Annotated in this window: 14 protein-coding genes; 12 read left to right on the top strand and 2 right to left on the bottom strand. The window is 66.5% G+C overall.

Translation table 11 applies throughout. The features are described 5' to 3' along the window. From BW38_RS22075 to BW38_RS15655, 4 genes are all read left to right on the top strand, one after another. Positions 1–349: hypothetical protein (locus tag BW38_RS22075; RefSeq protein WP_235189908.1), on the top strand; the 349-nt coding region annotated here is incomplete at its 5' end. Between the two features lie 272 nt (positions 350–621). Then, positions 622–1,767, top strand: a complete 1,146-nt coding sequence (gene mltB, locus BW38_RS15665) for a lytic murein transglycosylase B (protein ID WP_032975367.1) — start codon at positions 622–624, stop codon at positions 1,765–1,767. Beyond that, on the top strand, positions 1,764–3,002 hold the full coding sequence (locus BW38_RS15660) for a septal ring lytic transglycosylase RlpA family protein (RefSeq protein WP_032975368.1): 1,239 nt from the start codon (positions 1,764–1,766) through the stop codon (positions 3,000–3,002). The genes mltB and BW38_RS15660 overlap by 4 nt, the downstream gene beginning before the upstream one ends. A 102-nt stretch (positions 3,003–3,104) precedes the next feature. Beyond that, entirely contained in the window at positions 3,105–4,322 is a 1,218-nt protein-coding gene (locus BW38_RS15655) for a D-alanyl-D-alanine carboxypeptidase family protein (RefSeq protein ID WP_032975369.1), read from the top strand. 203 nt (positions 4,323–4,525) lie between these two features. Here the strand turns inward: BW38_RS15655 and BW38_RS15650 are convergent, their stop codons facing one another. Further along, complete coding sequence (locus tag BW38_RS15650; RefSeq protein ID WP_032975371.1) at positions 4,526–5,599, bottom strand: lipid A deacylase LpxR family protein; 1,074 nt, start codon at positions 5,597–5,599, stop codon at positions 4,526–4,528. A 280-nt stretch (positions 5,600–5,879) separates the two neighbouring features. On the opposite strand from BW38_RS15650, the gene BW38_RS15645 reads away from it, so the two are divergent. The 7 genes from BW38_RS15645 (at position 5,880) to gnd (ending at position 13,354) form a co-directional block, all read left to right on the top strand. After that, on the top strand, positions 5,880–6,158 hold the full coding sequence (locus BW38_RS15645) for a YbeD family protein (RefSeq protein ID WP_032975372.1): 279 nt from the start codon (positions 5,880–5,882) through the stop codon (positions 6,156–6,158). Between the two features lie 56 nt (positions 6,159–6,214). Then, positions 6,215–6,859: a lipoyl(octanoyl) transferase LipB gene (gene lipB, locus BW38_RS15640; protein WP_223483263.1), complete on the top strand. Its 645-nt coding sequence runs from the start codon at positions 6,215–6,217 to the stop codon at positions 6,857–6,859. Positions 6,860–6,876: 17 nt separating this feature from the next. Further along, positions 6,877–7,887, top strand: coding sequence for a lipoyl synthase (gene lipA, locus BW38_RS15635; RefSeq protein WP_032975375.1), 1,011 nt, complete (start codon positions 6,877–6,879; stop codon positions 7,885–7,887). A 318-nt stretch (positions 7,888–8,205) separates the two neighbouring features. Next, on the top strand, positions 8,206–10,383 hold the full coding sequence (locus BW38_RS15630) for a carboxy terminal-processing peptidase (RefSeq protein ID WP_025878702.1): 2,178 nt from the start codon (positions 8,206–8,208) through the stop codon (positions 10,381–10,383). 175 nt (positions 10,384–10,558) lie between these two features. Beyond that, a complete protein-coding gene (locus tag BW38_RS15625; protein WP_032975376.1) occupies positions 10,559–11,182 on the top strand; it encodes a DUF2242 domain-containing protein in 624 nt (207 codons plus the stop codon). 17 nt (positions 11,183–11,199) lie between these two features. Further along, positions 11,200–12,438, top strand: a complete 1,239-nt coding sequence (locus BW38_RS15620) for a hypothetical protein (RefSeq protein WP_032975378.1) — start codon at positions 11,200–11,202, stop codon at positions 12,436–12,438. Between the two features lie 10 nt (positions 12,439–12,448). Next, positions 12,449–13,354, top strand: a complete 906-nt coding sequence (gene gnd, locus BW38_RS15615) for a phosphogluconate dehydrogenase (NAD(+)-dependent, decarboxylating) (protein WP_032975379.1) — start codon at positions 12,449–12,451, stop codon at positions 13,352–13,354. A 479-nt stretch (positions 13,355–13,833) separates the two neighbouring features. On the opposite strand, the gene BW38_RS15610 is transcribed toward gnd, so the two are convergent. Further along, positions 13,834–14,877 carry an oxidoreductase gene (locus BW38_RS15610; RefSeq protein ID WP_032975380.1) on the bottom strand — a complete coding sequence of 348 codons (1,044 nt, stop codon included), beginning with the start codon at positions 14,875–14,877 and terminating at the stop codon, positions 13,834–13,836. A 188-nt stretch (positions 14,878–15,065) separates the two neighbouring features. On the opposite strand from BW38_RS15610, the gene BW38_RS15605 reads away from it, so the two are divergent. After that, the gene (locus BW38_RS15605; protein ID WP_025878697.1) at positions 15,066–15,449 is read left to right on the top strand and encodes a BON domain-containing protein; all 384 of its coding nucleotides are present in this window, start codon (positions 15,066–15,068) and stop codon (positions 15,447–15,449) included. Positions 15,450–15,626: the final 177 nt, after the last annotated feature.

Genomic DNA, 15,626 nt, shown 5'->3' on the forward strand with positions numbered 1-15,626 from the left:
GTTCGCGGGGGTGTCCGCGGCATGGATGCCGCGGCCAAGCCCCCAGGGATGGGTTCACGGCGTCCCCCGCGAATCCAACCCGCCCGGCCAACCACGGCTGTTGCTTTCAGCGCTCACCCACGAGGGGCTGCGCCGTTGGCCGACCTTCGCCGCCGATGCGCGCATGAATCTGCGCAAGCGCATTTCTGTAATCGTTCCCACAACGCCGCACAGCAGCATCGCCGCTGACGAAGTTCCATTAAAAGTGGGCGCCAATTCACATTTTGACGCCGCGTTGATCCTGATCAATGGACTTGTCGCAATCGGCCTGCACAATGGCGGCCCGTTCGGCATGGCGCGCAGTCTTTGATGCAGCGCGAGGGGCGTCGGATGGGAAAGCAGTACTGATCCAACGGGTACAGGGAGCGCGGAGCACTGCCACTGGGGAGCGGCAGCCGCGCAGGTACCGACCGGGTCCGGCGGCCGGTTGCGTCTGCGGGGATGGGGACGCAACCGGCAACCTCTGCCTGAATGGGGCAGGTCAATCACAACGTCTTCACATTTCGCACTGAACGCGTGCAAATCGTTGTGATTCATGGTGTTAGGGGTTTTAATTCATCCATGACCTGCTAACCTGCGGTGATGATTCGACGTTCTCTGGCCTGCATGCTCACCCTCGGCCTGGTCGCCTGCGCGACCCAGCCGACGTCCCCACCGACTTCGCCACAGGCCAGCAGTACGCCGCGCCACCCGGCTGCCAAGCCCCACGGCCCGGCCGAGGCCGCGCCGGAAGCGACCGCGGCCACGGCAGCACCGGTCGATCTCACCCCGGTGCCCTTCGAGACCGCGCGCGCCAGATTCATTGCCGACACCGCCAAGCGCTACGGACTCAAGCCCGACGAGATCCGCAACGTGCTCGACCAGGCGCAGGTGCGCCAGCCGATCATCGCCGCCATGTCGCGGCCGGCCGAACGGGTCAAGCCGTGGAACGAATACCGGCCGATGTTCATCAGCAAGGCACGCATCGATGGCGGCAAGGCGTTTCTTGCCCGGCATCGCGCCGAACTGGACCGTGTGCAGCAGCGCACCGGCGTACCGGCGGAAGTGATCGTGGCGATCATTGGCGTGGAAACCAGCTACGGCAAGAATGCCGGCAGCCATCGCGTGCTCGATGCGCTGTACACCCTGGCCTTCTATTACCCGCGCAGTGGCGACCCGGCCAAGCTGGAGCGCGAAGTGCGCCGCGAGCTGTTCTTCCGCGATGAACTGGCCAAGCTGTTCGAGCTGGGTCGCGAGGAAAAGCTGGACATCACCACGCTCAAGGGCAGCTATGCCGGTGCGATGGGCATGGGCCAGTTCATGCCCTCCAGCTACCTGGATTACGCCGTGGACGGCAATGGCGATGGTCGCCGTGACCTGTTCACCAGCTACGACGACGTGTTCTCGTCCATCGCCAACTACTTCGTGAAGAAGGGCGGTTGGGTGCGCGGCGGCCAGGTTGCCGTGCCGGCCACGCTCGCCGCCGGCCGCGAGGAGTTCAACCCGACCGAGTGGATGCCCACCTGGTCGCTGGCCGACCTGGCCCAGCGCGGCTACCAGCCCAGCGCGCCGGTGCAGCCGGGTGCCACCGCCACCCCGATCACCCTTGAAGGCAGCACCGGCAAGCAGTACTGGCTGGGCTTCCAGAACTACTACGCAATCACCCGCTACAACCTCTCGAAGATGTACGCGATGGCCGTGTTCCAGTTGTCGCAGGCCATTGCCGGACAGGAGCTGCCCCCGGCATGAACATCAGATGGCTGGTCCCTGGATTGATCGTCCTCGCGCTGGCCGCCTGCAGCAGCGCGCCGAAAAAGCCGGCGACCGCCGGCCACGGTGGCAAGCCGTCCGGCACGGTGGTGCAGGGCAAGGGCGGGCGTCCAGCGCATTGTCCGGAGGGCTCGCCGTACGCGGCCGCCACCGAGGACCTGTCCACCCGTGGCAACTACACTGCCGGTGGCCTGTACAAGCCTGGCGTGAAAGACACCACGCCCAGTTACGTGCCCAACGTGGCCTGTATTCCCGAGCCGGTGGTGACCAATGAGGACCGCTCGGCGATCGGCAACAAGTCGCCCTACGTGGTGCTGGGCAAGCAGTACAAGGTGCTCGACGACACCCGCAACTACGTTGAACGCGGCACCGCTTCGTACTACGGCGCCAAGTTCCATGGCCGCCTGACCTCCAACCGCGAGGTCTACGACATGTACCAGTTCACCGCTGCGCACAAGACCCTGCCGCTGCCCAGCTTCGCCCGCGTGACCAACCTGGACAACGGCGAATCGGTGATCGTGCGCGTCAATGATCGTGGCCCGTTCCACGATGGCCGCGTGGTCGATCTCAGTTACGCCGCCGCTGTGCGCCTGGGCATCACCCAGCGCGGTACCGGCAACGTGGAAGTGCGCGCAGTGCAGCCGGGTGAAACCAACCTGATGGCGCAGAAGCCGTCGCGCCGCGAACGCCGTGCTGCTGAAGCGGCTGCCGCTGCCGTTGCCAGCGCACGCCCCGCACCCGCCGCACGTGCGGTTGCCGACAGCGACATCGATCGACTGGTCAAGCGCCTGCCGGCCGACGCCGCGCCCGAGCGCGGCCAGCCGGCTACCACCCAGGCCGCTGTCAGCACGATGCCGGAAGTGGCGGTCAGCAGCCTGCCGCCCAGCGCACCCGCGTCGCGTCCGGCAGCGCCGGTCGTGGCCACCGCCATGCCGCGCAGCCCGGCCCCGGCCAGCAGCCCCAGCCTGTCGCAGAAGGTGGTGGGCGCGGTGATGCTGCAGGTCGCCAGCTTCTCCAACCGCGACAACGCCAACCGGGCGATGGGCCAGCTCAACGCTGCCGGCATCGTCGGTGCCACCATCAGCGACATCGCTGCGGGCGGCCGTACCCTGTGGCGCCTGCGGGTTCCCGCCAGCGACCATGCCAGCGCGGCGGAACTTGCCGGGCGCATCTCGGGTCTGGGCTTTGGCTCGCCACAGATCGTCAAGGACTGATTCCGCTCGGGCCGGTGCTGCCGGCCCTTGCCACCTCGGCCTTACAATGGCCACCTCGCCCCATCCTTCATTTTCCGGCCGTCCCCTGGAGCCTGCTGTCCCATGAATTTCCGTTCCGCCGCCACTGCCCTGGCCGCCACCCTGGTGGTGGGCCTGGCCTCCGCCCAGACGCCGCTGCCGACCCCGGCCACCCCGGCGCCTGCCGCCGCTGCTGCCCCCGCCACCGTGGCCACGCCGCCGGCGCCTGCACCCAGCGTTTCCAAGGCCTGGGTGCTGATGGACTACGCCACCGGCCAGGTGCTGGCAGGCGAGAACATCAACGAACAGCTGGCCCCGGCCAGCATCACCAAGGTGATGACGTCGTACGTGATCGCCGCCGAGGTCAAGAACGGCAAGGTACGTCCCGATGACCAGGTGATGATGAGCGAACGCGCCTGGCGCGAAGGTGGTGCCGGCACCGACGGCAGCTACAGCGGCTTCCCGGTCAACCAGACCGCGCGCCTGGAAGACATGGAAAAGGGCATGGCGATCCAGTCCGGCAATGACGCCGCGATCGCCCTGGCCGAGCACGTGGCCGGCAGCGAAGAAGCCTTCGCTTCGCTGATGAACAGCTACGCCGCCAAGATCGGCATGAAGAACTCGCACTTCGTGAACGCCCACGGCCTGACCGCCCCGGGCCATCACAGCAGCGCCTACGACTTGGCCCTGCTGGGCCGCGCGATGGTGCGCGACTACCCGGAAACCTACGCGTACAACAAGATCAAGGAATTCCAGGTCGGCACCATCAAGCAGCCCAACCGCAATCTGCTGTTGTGGCGCGATGGCAGCGTGGACGGCATCAAGACCGGCCACACCTCCGAGGCCGGCTACTGCCTGATGAGCTCGGCCCAGCGCGGTGACCAGCGCTTGGTCGCCGTGGTGCTGGGCGGCGCGTCGGAAAAGCAGCGCGCCGATGACAGCCTGGCCCTGTTGAACTGGGGCTTCCGCTTCTTCGAGACCCACCGCCTGTACGAGCCGGGCAAGGCCGTGGCCGAGCACAAGGTATGGAAGGGCACCACCGACAAGGTGCAGCTGGGCGTGGCGCAGCCGATGCTGGTCAGCGTGCCGCGCGGTCGCTACAACGACCTGAAGCCGAGCATCGACGTGCCCAAGACCCTGGAAGCGCCGTTCACCGCTGGCCAGCAGATCGGCACCGTCAAGGTCACCCTGGATGGCAAGCTGGTGGCCGAAGCGCCGCTGGTGGCTGTGGCCGCCGTCGAGCAGGCCGGCTTCTTCAAGCGCCTGTGGGACAGCTTCTGGATGTGGTGGGAATCGGAATGATCCGCAGCCTGCTGCGGTGAATGAAAAAGGCCGGCGAATGCCGGCCTTTTTCGTGGGATCCCGCCGGGCATGGCCCGGCGCTACCGATGATCGGGTAGCGCCGGGCCATGCCCGGCGGACGCAGTCCCGGATTACAGCGAGCGATTCAATCCGGTGTGCCGACCAACGGTCGGCACCTACCCGCTTCACCATCAGCCCCTCGCTTACAGCGAGCGGCTGATGGTGAAGCTGCCGAACACCGGGGCTTCGCGCTGGCCATTGAACTCGCGGGTGCTGTGGTAACGGGCTACCGCGAATTTCCAGCGGCCGCGCATCACTGCCACGCCGTAACCGCCGTAGGCGACCACGTGGCGCTTGTCCACGCTGTGGCTGTTGCGGAACGTGTTGCCGTCCAGGGTGATATCGCGGATCACCCACGCCGCATCGGTGGTGGCGAACATGTGCCACGACCAGCCACTGGGCTTGCCACCCCGGGTCGGCGCGGTGTTCTCGCCGGCCGGGCGCAGCGGGGTGCTGCCGAAATCGTCGGGCAGCTTCCAGCCGAAACGCACTTCGCCGCCGACGTTGGCCTTGGTTTCCAGGTTGCCGATCGAGCCGCCGTAATGGCTGATCGCATCCCAGCCCCAGCCGTCGGCATTGATGCTGGCATCGCCCGGCCAGCGGCGCATGCGCTCGTGGGTCAGCATGAGCACCGGTTCGTTGTGCAGCTGGTTGTCCCAGCCCTGGAATTTCTCATCACCCAGCACGTCGTGCACCGCGTTCTGCACCTGCCGGCCCTGCGCCCACGGGCCCACCACGCCCAGGGTCAGCTGGGTGGTCTGCAGGTGGTCGCCGCTGCGTGCGTTGTAGCCGAAGCTGGCCACCAGCACGCCCGCATACGGGCGGTCGTCTTCGATCAGGTCCTTCCGGGTGAAATCGGTGGGGGTGAAGATGCCCTGGGCCAGGCTGAAGATCATGTTCTGCTGTTCGAACCTGCCCGGGTGCAGTGCCTCCAGGTGGCTGTTCACCCAGCGCGCCAGGCGCGGCAGGCACGGGTCGTCGGTGTAATCGACCAGGTTGGGCGAGACCAGGGTCAGCTGGGCGCCGTTGGTATAGCCCTGGTCCTGGTGGCGGCCGCCGAACAGGTCGTTGTCGACGCGGAAATTGACCTGCGGCGGATGCTCGCGCATCGCGTCCGGGCCGCATTGCTCGGCTGCGTAGGCGGAAAGGGGGAGGGCGGTGGCCAGCAGGCCGGACAATCCAAAGGATGCGAGGTAGCGCATGGATGGGATGATCATCGGGAAGGGGGCTTTTGTCTGTCGTTTTATGCAACGACACGGTACTCCCGGCGCTGTGATGGAACGAGCGCGCTGGGATCACTTGTCTGTTCCGAAAACAACATTGTCTGATCGATACAATCGGTTACCGCAGGTGAAGCCGCAGCGATGGGGCAGGGGCCCTGGGAGGTGGGTCCCAGCCTGAATGGATGTTCAGCTGCAACGCAGCGGCCCGCCTGCAGTGCCGCCGGCTTACATGAATACTCTTGGGTTTGTTGCCCTGCGGCCCGATAATGGGCGCATGGAAATCAAGTCCGACAACCCCGAACACGGCTTCCAGTTCCCCGGTCAGTTCGAGCTCAGCGCGATGGGCCCGGCCAACCGCGGCCTGGAGCATGAACTCCCCCGCCTGCTGCTGGCTGCTGGCGTCGACGTGGTGAACGAGCGCATCAGCTGGAAGCATTCGTCCAACGGCAAGTACGTCTCGGTGCGCCTGGTCTTCCGGGCCGAGAACCGTGAACAGTACGACGTGGCCCACCAGGCCCTGCGCGACCACCCGGAAGTGAAGTGGACGGTGTAGCCGTCAGCTGCGCTGCCGAAGCGGCTGCCCCCGAGGCGCGCCCGCCGCGCCCGGCGGTGGTCCGTGACCTGGGGCGCCAGGCCTACGAGCCGGTCTGGCACGCCATGCAGCGTTTCACCGACCAGCGCGACGATGACACGCTGGACGAGCTGTGGGTGGTCGAGCACGATCCGGTGTTCACCCTGGGCCAGGCCGGTAAGGTCGAACACGTGCTGGCGCCGGGTGAGATCCCGGTGGTCCACGTCGATCGCGGTGGCCAGGTGACCTACCACGGCCCCGGCCAGATCGTGATCTATCCGCTGCTGCGGCTGCCGCGGCTGGGCATCGGCGTGCGCGACTACGTATGCCGCATCGAGCAGGCCATCATCGACACCCTGGCGGAATGGAACATCGGTGCCGAACGGCTCGATGGCGCCCCGGGCGTCTACGTCGGCGGCGCCAAGATCGCCGCGCTCGGCATCCGCGTGCGGCGCGGCTGCACCTTCCACGGCCTGGCCTTCAACGTGGCCATGGACCTCGACCCTTTCCACCGCATCAACCCCTGTGGTTACGAGGGGTTGCAGGTGACCACGGTGCTAGACTTGGGTGGTCCGTCCGGGATGGACGCCGTCAAGCCGGTGCTGCTGGACCACCTGGCCCGCCAGTTCGGCCTGCTGCTGCAGCCCGTGCCTGAACTGCCTGATCTCTCTGCGGCCGCCTGACCGCCCCCGGAAACGCCATGACTGAAACCACTGCCCGCACCATTCCCCTGCAGATCGTGCAGGCCGAGCTTCCGTCCACCGCGCCGTTGCAGGCCGGGGTCAAGCAGATGGGTGGGGACAAGATCAACCGTTCGCCGGTGCAGTTCGCCGACGTGCCGGTGCTGCGCAAGCCCTCCTGGATCCGCGTGCGCATTCCTTCGGGCAATGCCGTGCAGAACCTGAAAGCCAAGCTGCGCGAGAACCGCCTGGTGACCGTGTGCGAGGAAGCCAGCTGCCCGAACATCCACGAATGCTTCGGCCACGGCACCGCCACTTTCATGATCCTGGGCGAGGTCTGCACCCGCCGCTGCTCGTTCTGCGACGTGGCACACGGCCGGCCGAAGCCGCCCGATGCCAACGAGCCGGCCAGCCTGGGCCAGACCGTGGCCGACATGGGCCTGAAGTACGTGGTGGTGACCAGCGTCGACCGCGATGACCTGCGCGACGGCGGTGCCCAGCACTTCGTCGACTGCATCACCGCCATCCGCGAGAAATCGCCGGGCACCCGCATCGAAGTGCTGACCCCGGATTTCCGCGGCAAGGGCCGCATGGAGCGCGCGCTGGAGATCCTCGCGCAGAACCCGCCGGACGTGTTCAACCACAACATCGAAACCGTGCCGGACCTGTACCGCAACGTGCGCCCGGGTGCCGATTACCAGTGGTCGTTGAACCTGCTGAAGAACTTCAAGGCGCAGCACCCTGAAGTGCCGACCAAGTCGGGCATCATGCTGGGCCTGGGCGAAGACTTCGAACAGATCAAGGCCACCATGCGCGACCTGCGTGCGCACAATGTGGACATGATCACCATCGGCCAGTACCTGCAGCCGACCGCGCACCACCACCCGGTGCTGAAGTACTGGACCCCGGACGACTACAAGGCGCTGGAAGTCTACGGTTACGAGCTGGGCTTCAGCCACGTGGCCTCCGGCCCGATGGTGCGCTCGTCGTACCATGCCGACGTACAGGCCAAGGGCGCCGGCGTCCAGTAAGCGGTTGCGCGATGCGCGCTACCGCTTCCCACGGTGTGCTGCGCACACCGTGGGCCCCGGCTTACCACCACCCACACCCCCGCCGCTTCGCGGCCGCCCCCTGACTCAGGGGGCTTGCAACCCGACGGCCTCCGTAACCTGATAGACGTCACCGCAAGGTGGGCCGCTCTTCAGCGATTCACAATTTGCTACACCGGCCCCGCTAGGCTGGTTTTCCACTGGAAGTGGACGGGTGACAAACCCGGCAACTTTCGGCACTGTCGTGGTGTCTGAACACCCTGCAGTCTCCCCCTTGGCAAGGCGCCTTCGAGCACGTCAATGAAATTCAAAGCCCCCGCATTCCTGATGGCCCTGGCGCTGGTCGCGCCGTTGGCGCTGGCGGCCAAGGCCGACTCGCCGGCGTTGCCGGCGGCGGCTACCGCCGATCAGGTGACCACCTCCAAGCTGGTATACGGCCTGTTGTCCGACAGCCGCTACGCCTATCGCCCGCGTGCGCTCGATGAAGCCACCTCCAAGGATGTGTTCAAGCGCTACCTGGAGACCCTGGACGGCGGCAAGCAGTACTTCACCCAGGCCGACATCACCCGCTTCGCACCGTTCCAGGCCGGCATTGCCAATGCCATCCGCGGCGGCGAGCTGGAGCCGGCCTTCCAGGTGTTCGCGGTCTATAAGCAGCGCGTCGGCGAGCGCGTGGCCTATGCGCGCAAGCTGCTGAAGCAGGAACCGGATTTCACCACCGACGAGCGCTTCGAGTACGACCGCAAGGACGTGCCGTGGGCAGCGTCCAACGCCGAACTCGACGAGCTGTGGCGCAAGTCGGTGAAGAATGACTGGCTGCGCCTGAAGCTGGCCGGCAAGAAGTCCGATGACATCCGCAAGACGCTGGACAAGCGTTACGCCACCCTGGAAAAGTCGGTCAACGAGCTGAAGGGCGAAGACACCTTCCAGTTCTTCATGAACGCCTACACCAGCGCGGTTGATCCGCACACCGATTACTTCACCCCGCGTACCGCCGAGAACTTCAACCAGGCGATGTCGCTGTCGCTGGAAGGCATCGGCGCGCAGCTGCAGCGCCAGGACGACGTGGTGGTGATCCGCGAGATCATCGCCGGTGGTCCGGCGGCCGTGGACGGCACGCTGAAGCCGGGTGACCGCATCGTCGGCGTCGGCCAGGGCAAGTCCGGGCTGGTGGAAGATGTGATCGGCTGGCGCATCGATGATGTCGTTGCCAAGATCCGTGGCGCCAAGGACACCCAGGTGAAGCTGGAGTTCATTCCGGCCGAAGCGGGCGTCGACGGCAAGCACCACACCCTGGTGCTGACCCGGCAGAAGGTGCGCCTGGCCGAACAGGCCGCCAAGGGCGAGACCATGACCATTCCGGCCGTCAATGGCGAGCCGGCACGGAAGGTTGGCGTGATCAAGCTGCCGACCTTCTACCAGGACTTCGAAGGCCGTCGTCGCAACGCCACCGATTACGCGTCGGCCACCCGCGATGTGGCCAAGCTGCTGGCCGGTTTCAAGACCGACAAGCTGGACGGCGTGGTGCTGGACCTGCGCAACAACGGTGGCGGTTCGCTGGATGAGGCCATCGAGCTGACCGGTCTGTTCATCGAGCAGGGTCCGGTGGTGCAGGTGCGCGAATCCGGTGGCCGGGTCACCGTCAACAGCGACCGCAACCAGGGCGTGGCATGGGACGGTCCGCTGGCCGTGCTGATCAACCGTGGTTCGGCCTCGGCGTCGGAGATCTTTGCTGGTGCCATCCAGGACTACGGCCGCGGCCTGGTCATCGGTGAAACCAGCTTCGGCAAGGGCACGGTGCAGAACATCGTCGACCTGGACCGTTGGCCGAGTGGCGAAGCCCAGCGCTTTGGCCAGGTGAAGCTGACCATCGCCCAGTTCTTCCGCATCAGCGGCAGCAGCACCCAGCACAAGGGTGTGGTGCCGGACCTGGCGTTCCCGGCCAGCGTCGATGCCACCGAGTTCGGCGAGAGCACCTACGACAATGCCCTGCCGTGGACCCGTATCGCCGCGGTGCCGCACACCCAGTACGGCAACTTCGCGCCGTTGCTGCCGAAGCTGGAAACGCGCCATGACGCGCGCATCGCCACCGACAAGGAATTCCAGTGGTGGAACGAGGACGTGGAGCAGTTCCGTACTGAAGCGGCGAAGAAGTACGTCTCGCTGAATGAAGCGACCCGACGTGCCGAGCGCGAGCGCCAGGACACCCAGCGCAAGCAGCGCCAGATCGTGCGCAAGGAACTGGGCCTGGCCCTGGACCCGTTGGCCGATGACAGCAGCGATGACGGCCTGACCGGCAACGAGCGCGACATCGTCAAGGATGCCGCCCGCGAGAAGGCCGCCGAGAAGCGTCCGGATCCGTTGCTGCGTGAATCGGCCTCGATCCTGGCCGACGCGGTGAACCTGCTGGAGGCCGACCGTCCGCTGTCGGCGCAGGTGCTGCCGCAGTCCACCGCCGCAGGCCGCTGGGCCGACTGATTGACTGAAAAAGGGGGACGGAGGGATCAGGTCGTTAGTGGCACAAACGACTTGATCCTTCCGTCCCCTTTTTGCATGAACCGGGTACAACGGTGGCGGACGGGACCGGTGTTTTCGACCCGGCGCACACGGGCACGGGGCTACCCTCGGGGATAACGTCTTCGCAGGAGTACCCATGCGGGCCTCCCTTCTTTCTGCTTCCCTGCTGGCTGCCACCAGTGCCTTGGCATTGACCGCCTGTGGCGGTCGTGCCGCCGACAGCAGTCTGCTGCGGGAGTCCTTCGACTCCGGCGACACCTTTTCGCGCACCGTCGATGGCCGTCCCGCCGAAGCCTGCGAAGCAGCCCGGCGCACGCTGCTCAGCCAGGGCTATGCGATCGCACGCTCGGACGATGCGCAGGTGGAAGGCAACAAGAACTTCCAGCCGCGCGAGGACGACCATGAGCAGCTGGTGCTGCGTATCTCGTGCGCGCCGCGTGGCAGCCAGGCGTTGGTGTTCGTCAGCGCCGTGCAGGACCGCTATGCACTGAAGAAGAGCCCGACCTCGGCCAGTGTTGGCGTGGGCGCGCTGGGCTCGGTGTCGCTGCCGTTCGGCAGCAATGACGACTCACTGGTGAAAGTGGCCAGCAGCACGATCACCGATGCCGAGTTCTATCGGCGCTTCTTCCAGCGCCTGCAGCAGTACCTGCCAGCGGCAGCGAAGCCAGAGCCGCAACCGCAACCGCAACCGGCCGCGTCGCCGCAGCCTCCTGCCGGGCCTGAGCCCCAACCAGCGCCGGCAGCAACGGACCAGGGCTGAGCGTGCGCGGCAGGGTGATGGCGTGGGCCCTGCTGCTGGGCTGGCCCCTGAGCACGCTGGCCGCTACAGCCGAGTGCAGCCAAGGCCTGCTGCAGCGGCTGGGATGGCGCTTTGAAACCGCAACGATCACCACGCCACAGGTACAGGGTGGGCCGGTGTGTACGCGTGCCTCGCTGGCCGAGGCGCAGGCGGCCGGTGATCTGCGCGTGCGTTGGCCGGGAACGCTGGCCGAGGCCGACAGGAAGGCCCTGTTGCAGCAGTTGCTGGATGACCCGGCCACGGTCTGCGCCTACGCCTTTGAACTGGGCGGCGCCGTGCAACGCGCTACGCAGGCACTGCAGGACAATGAATCCTTCCGCTTCACCGGTGTGCAGCTGGGCTGGATAGGCTTTGGCGCACGCGGCGCCCCGGCACAGGGTTGGCAGCGGGTGCGCAGCTTCGGCCGCGGCTATGTACCTGCCGCCAGCAACAGCCGCGCACTGGATGCGTTCTATACGGGCCACGTTCGTGCCGAGTGCGGTGTCGGCCGCCAAGTCGCGCAGCTGGCTACGCAGCGCGAGCTGTACGGCGATGCGGCCTTCGATGCGGAATTCGCGCCCGCCGAACTGTCCATCGGCACGTTCCTTGGCCTGCACGACACCGACAGCATCCTGCTGGGCGCGCAGGCCGGCCAGTTCATGGCCGACGGCAAGGCCGTGCGCACGTCGGCGATGGGGCGGCAGGCCTTTGTCGGGCTGCCGGGCTTCATCGAACACGTCTTCGACAAAAGCACCTTGGACGATCTGAGCAACCAGGCGGAGAACTTCGTCGTGGTGGAGGTGGGCGCAGGCGCTGCGCAGGCACTGGCGGAGCACGGTGGCCTGGCCTGGTATGACCAGCGCAACCGTGCCCTGTGGCAGCTGGCGCAGGGCATTCCGCGTGTCGGCCAACGCTATTTCGAGCGGCTGTTGTACGAACGCGATCCAGCGCTGCGTGCGCAGCTGGCCCCGCGCTATCGTGACGTCGTGCAGCAGATGGACCAGTTGCTGGACGATCCGTTCTACCAGCAGTTCGTGATCTACGCGCACCCACGCGGTATACGTCCTGTCGGCTACCACATCATTCGCCTGCTCGACCGGAATCCGCGCACGCCGTTTTCCATCGACCTAGCGTTGCACAATCTGCATACCACGCTCTACCGGCGTTGGCGCGAGGCGCAGTTGCGCCATTGCGCAGCCACCGGCAGGCCAGGCAGCCTGACCCTAGACCCCAACTGAAGGTGAAACAATGGATATTGCAATGATCGGCCTCGGCCGGATGGGCGCCAACATGGCCCAGCGCCTGCACCGCGGTGGCCACCGCGTTGTCGGCTACGACCCGGGCGAGGGCGCCCGCCAGCGCGCCGCCGAGGCCGGCCTGGAGGTGGTTGATTCGCTGGCCGCAGCAGTGGCCGCGCTGCCGGTGCCGCGCGTGGTGTGGCTGATGGTGCCCGCCGGCGATACCGTGGACCAGACGCTGGGCCAGTTGACCCCGCACCTGGCCGAAGGTGACATCGTCATCGACGGTGGCAACTCCAACTACCAGGACTCGATCCGTCGCGCCAAGGCGCTGGCCGAAGATGACCTGGGCTACGTGGACTGTGGCACCAGCGGCGGCGTGTGGGGCCTGCAGGAAGGCTACAGCCTGATGGTGGGTGGCGATGCAGCGGTGGTCGAACAGATCGCACCGCTGCTGCGCACGCTGGCACCGGCCGAGGACCGCGGCTGGGCGCGCGTCGGCCCTTCCGGCGCAGGCCACTTCACCAAGATGGTCCACAACGGCATCGAGTACGGAATGATGCAGGCCTACGCCGAAGGCTTCGCGTTGATGGAGCGCAAGCAGGAGATGGAACTGGACCTGGCCCAGGTGGCCGAGGTCTGGCGCCACGGCAGCGTGGTGCGTTCGTGGCTGCTGGACCTCAGCACCGAAGCGCTCAAGCGCAATCCCTCGCTGGATGGCATCGCACCGTATGTGGAAGATTCCGGTGAAGGCCGCTGGACCGTCGCCGAAGCGATCGCGCTGGACGTACCGGCCCCGGTGATCACCCTGTCGCTGCTCGAACGCCTGCGTTCGCGCGAATCCAATTCGTTCACCGACCGCCTGCTGTCAGCGATGCGCAACGAATTCGGCGGCCACGCCATCAAGAAGTCGTAAGCACCGGTTTTATGTAGATCCACGCATGGCGTGGATCTACTGTGTCGACCAAGGTCGACACCCACCAAGAGCAGGCCATGCCGTGTCGACCAAGGTCGACACCCACCAAGAGCAGGCCATGCCGTGTCGACCAAGGTCGACACCCCCCAAGAGCAGGCCATGCCGTGTCGACCAAGGTCGACACCCCCCAAGAGCAGGCCATGCCGTGTCGACCAAGGTCGACCCCCACCAAGAGCAGGCCATGCCGTGTCGACCAAGGTCGACACCCCCAAGAGCAGCGGACAACTGTCGAAGGCGGGGTGGGTCCGGTTGCGGGGGTGTCCGCGGCATGGATGCCGCGGCCAAGCCCCCAGGGATGGGTTTACGGCGTCCCCCGCAACCGGACCCACCCCGCCATCCCACGGAATGCCCGCTTTTGACGTTGACGTTGACGTTGACGTTGACGTTGATTCGGCAGGTGCAGGGCGCAGCCCTGCCGATCACCCCACCTGCACCCGCCGCCCTTCGCGCGCGCTATCCATCCCCGCCTGCAGCAGCCGCATCACCTGCAGCGCCTGCTGCGCGCTGACCGTCGGCTCGCCCTCACCCTGCATCGCCGCCGCGAAGTCGGCATACAGGCGCCGGTAGTCGCCCGGCAGGTTGTCCACGGTGCTGCGCAGGACGTTGTCCTCCGCATCGCAGTGCAGCAGCTCGCCGTGGCGCGGATCGATACCCCATCCCGGCGCACCTGGCGCGATGCCGCGACGCAGCTGCCCCTCCTGCACGTCCAGGCCATGCTTGATCCAACTGGCCCGCGTGCCATGCACGGAAAAACGGGGGGCAGGCGCAGCGACCAGTGAACCGGCATGCACGATCGCACGATGGCGTGGGTAGTGAAGCACCGCATGGAAATAGTCGATACCAGCGCCGCCTTCGCGCTGCACCGCAAGGTCCGCATCGATCGCCTGCGGACAGCCGAACAGCACCAGCATCTGGTCCAGCAGGTGCGGCCCCAGGTCGTACCACAGGCCGCTGCCCGGTCCGTCCTGCTCGCGCCAGCGTTCGCGCACCTGCGGACGGTAGCGGTCGAAATGTGCGTGGCATTCGGCGATGTCACCGAGCGTGCCGTCGGCAAGCAGCGCCCGCAGGGTCAGGAAGTCCGCATCGAACCGCCGGTTCTGGAACACGGTAGCGATGCGTCCAGCATCGCGCGCTGCGGCCAGCACCTGTTCGGCTTCGCGCACGCTCACGGCGAACGGTTTGTCCACCAGCACATGCTTGCCGGCGGCCAGCGCGGCGATGGCCAATGGCGCGTGCTGTTCGTTCGGCGTGGCGATGACCACCGCATCTACTGCCGGGTCATCGAAGACCTCCTGTGCGGTAGCGCGTACGTGGACGTCGCTGAAGGTGCGCAGCAGCGTATCGCGCTGCGAACTGACCACGCTGTGCAGGGCCAGCCCCGGCGTGTGCTGGATCAGCGGGGCGTGGAAGACGCGGCCGGCAAGGCCGTAGCCGATCAGGGCCAGTTGCAGCTCAGGGCGCATGGGAAGACTCCGCGCAGATCGTGAAGTGCAGGACAGGAACCTCAGGGTAAACGAGATGACTACGCGCCCGGAAGCTGAACCATTCCCGCTGCGGGTGCGCCCATTCACGTGAGCGTGACCGCAGCGCCACGCCTGCACTACAAGCACTTGGCGACACTGGGCGCACCAACCAGTAGGAGAACCAAACGATGAGCACCACGACCCGTACGCTGTTGGCTTCCGCCCTCACCCTGGGCCTGGCGCTGTCCTCCTCGGCCGCATTCGCCCAGGACGCCGCAGCGAAGAGCCCGCCGAAAACCGATCATTCGGCGATGACCCATGCAGACCGCCATGATTCCAACGAGCCGGTCACCGACAGCTGGATCACCACCAAGGTCAAGGCCGATCTGCTCGCCAGCAGCAATGTGCCGGGTACCGAAGTAAAGGTGGAGACGGTCAATGGCGTGGTCAGCCTGAGTGGCACCGTTGCCACCAAGGCGGAGCATGACAAGGCCATCGCCACGGCCAAGGGCATCAAGGGCGTGACCCGCGTTGATGCCGCCGCACTGAAGGTCAGTGCCGCCAAGCGTTGATCGACGCCGCAGGTTATCGGCAGGGGCGCTCCCACGGGGGCGCCCCTGTTTTGTGCTGTGGCGCCTGCTCGATACGTGCTGGTGGGCGCCTCGCCGAATGACCCATTGCCCCAGAGATGTGACCGGCTGCGCTATATTGCCGGTTCCGCCGTGGCCGGTCCTGCCCGGATCGCACTC

It is taken from the genome of Stenotrophomonas sp. RIT309 (assembly GCF_000632045.1).
GTDB classification, from domain to species: Bacteria; Pseudomonadota; Gammaproteobacteria; order Xanthomonadales; family Xanthomonadaceae; genus Stenotrophomonas; species Stenotrophomonas indicatrix.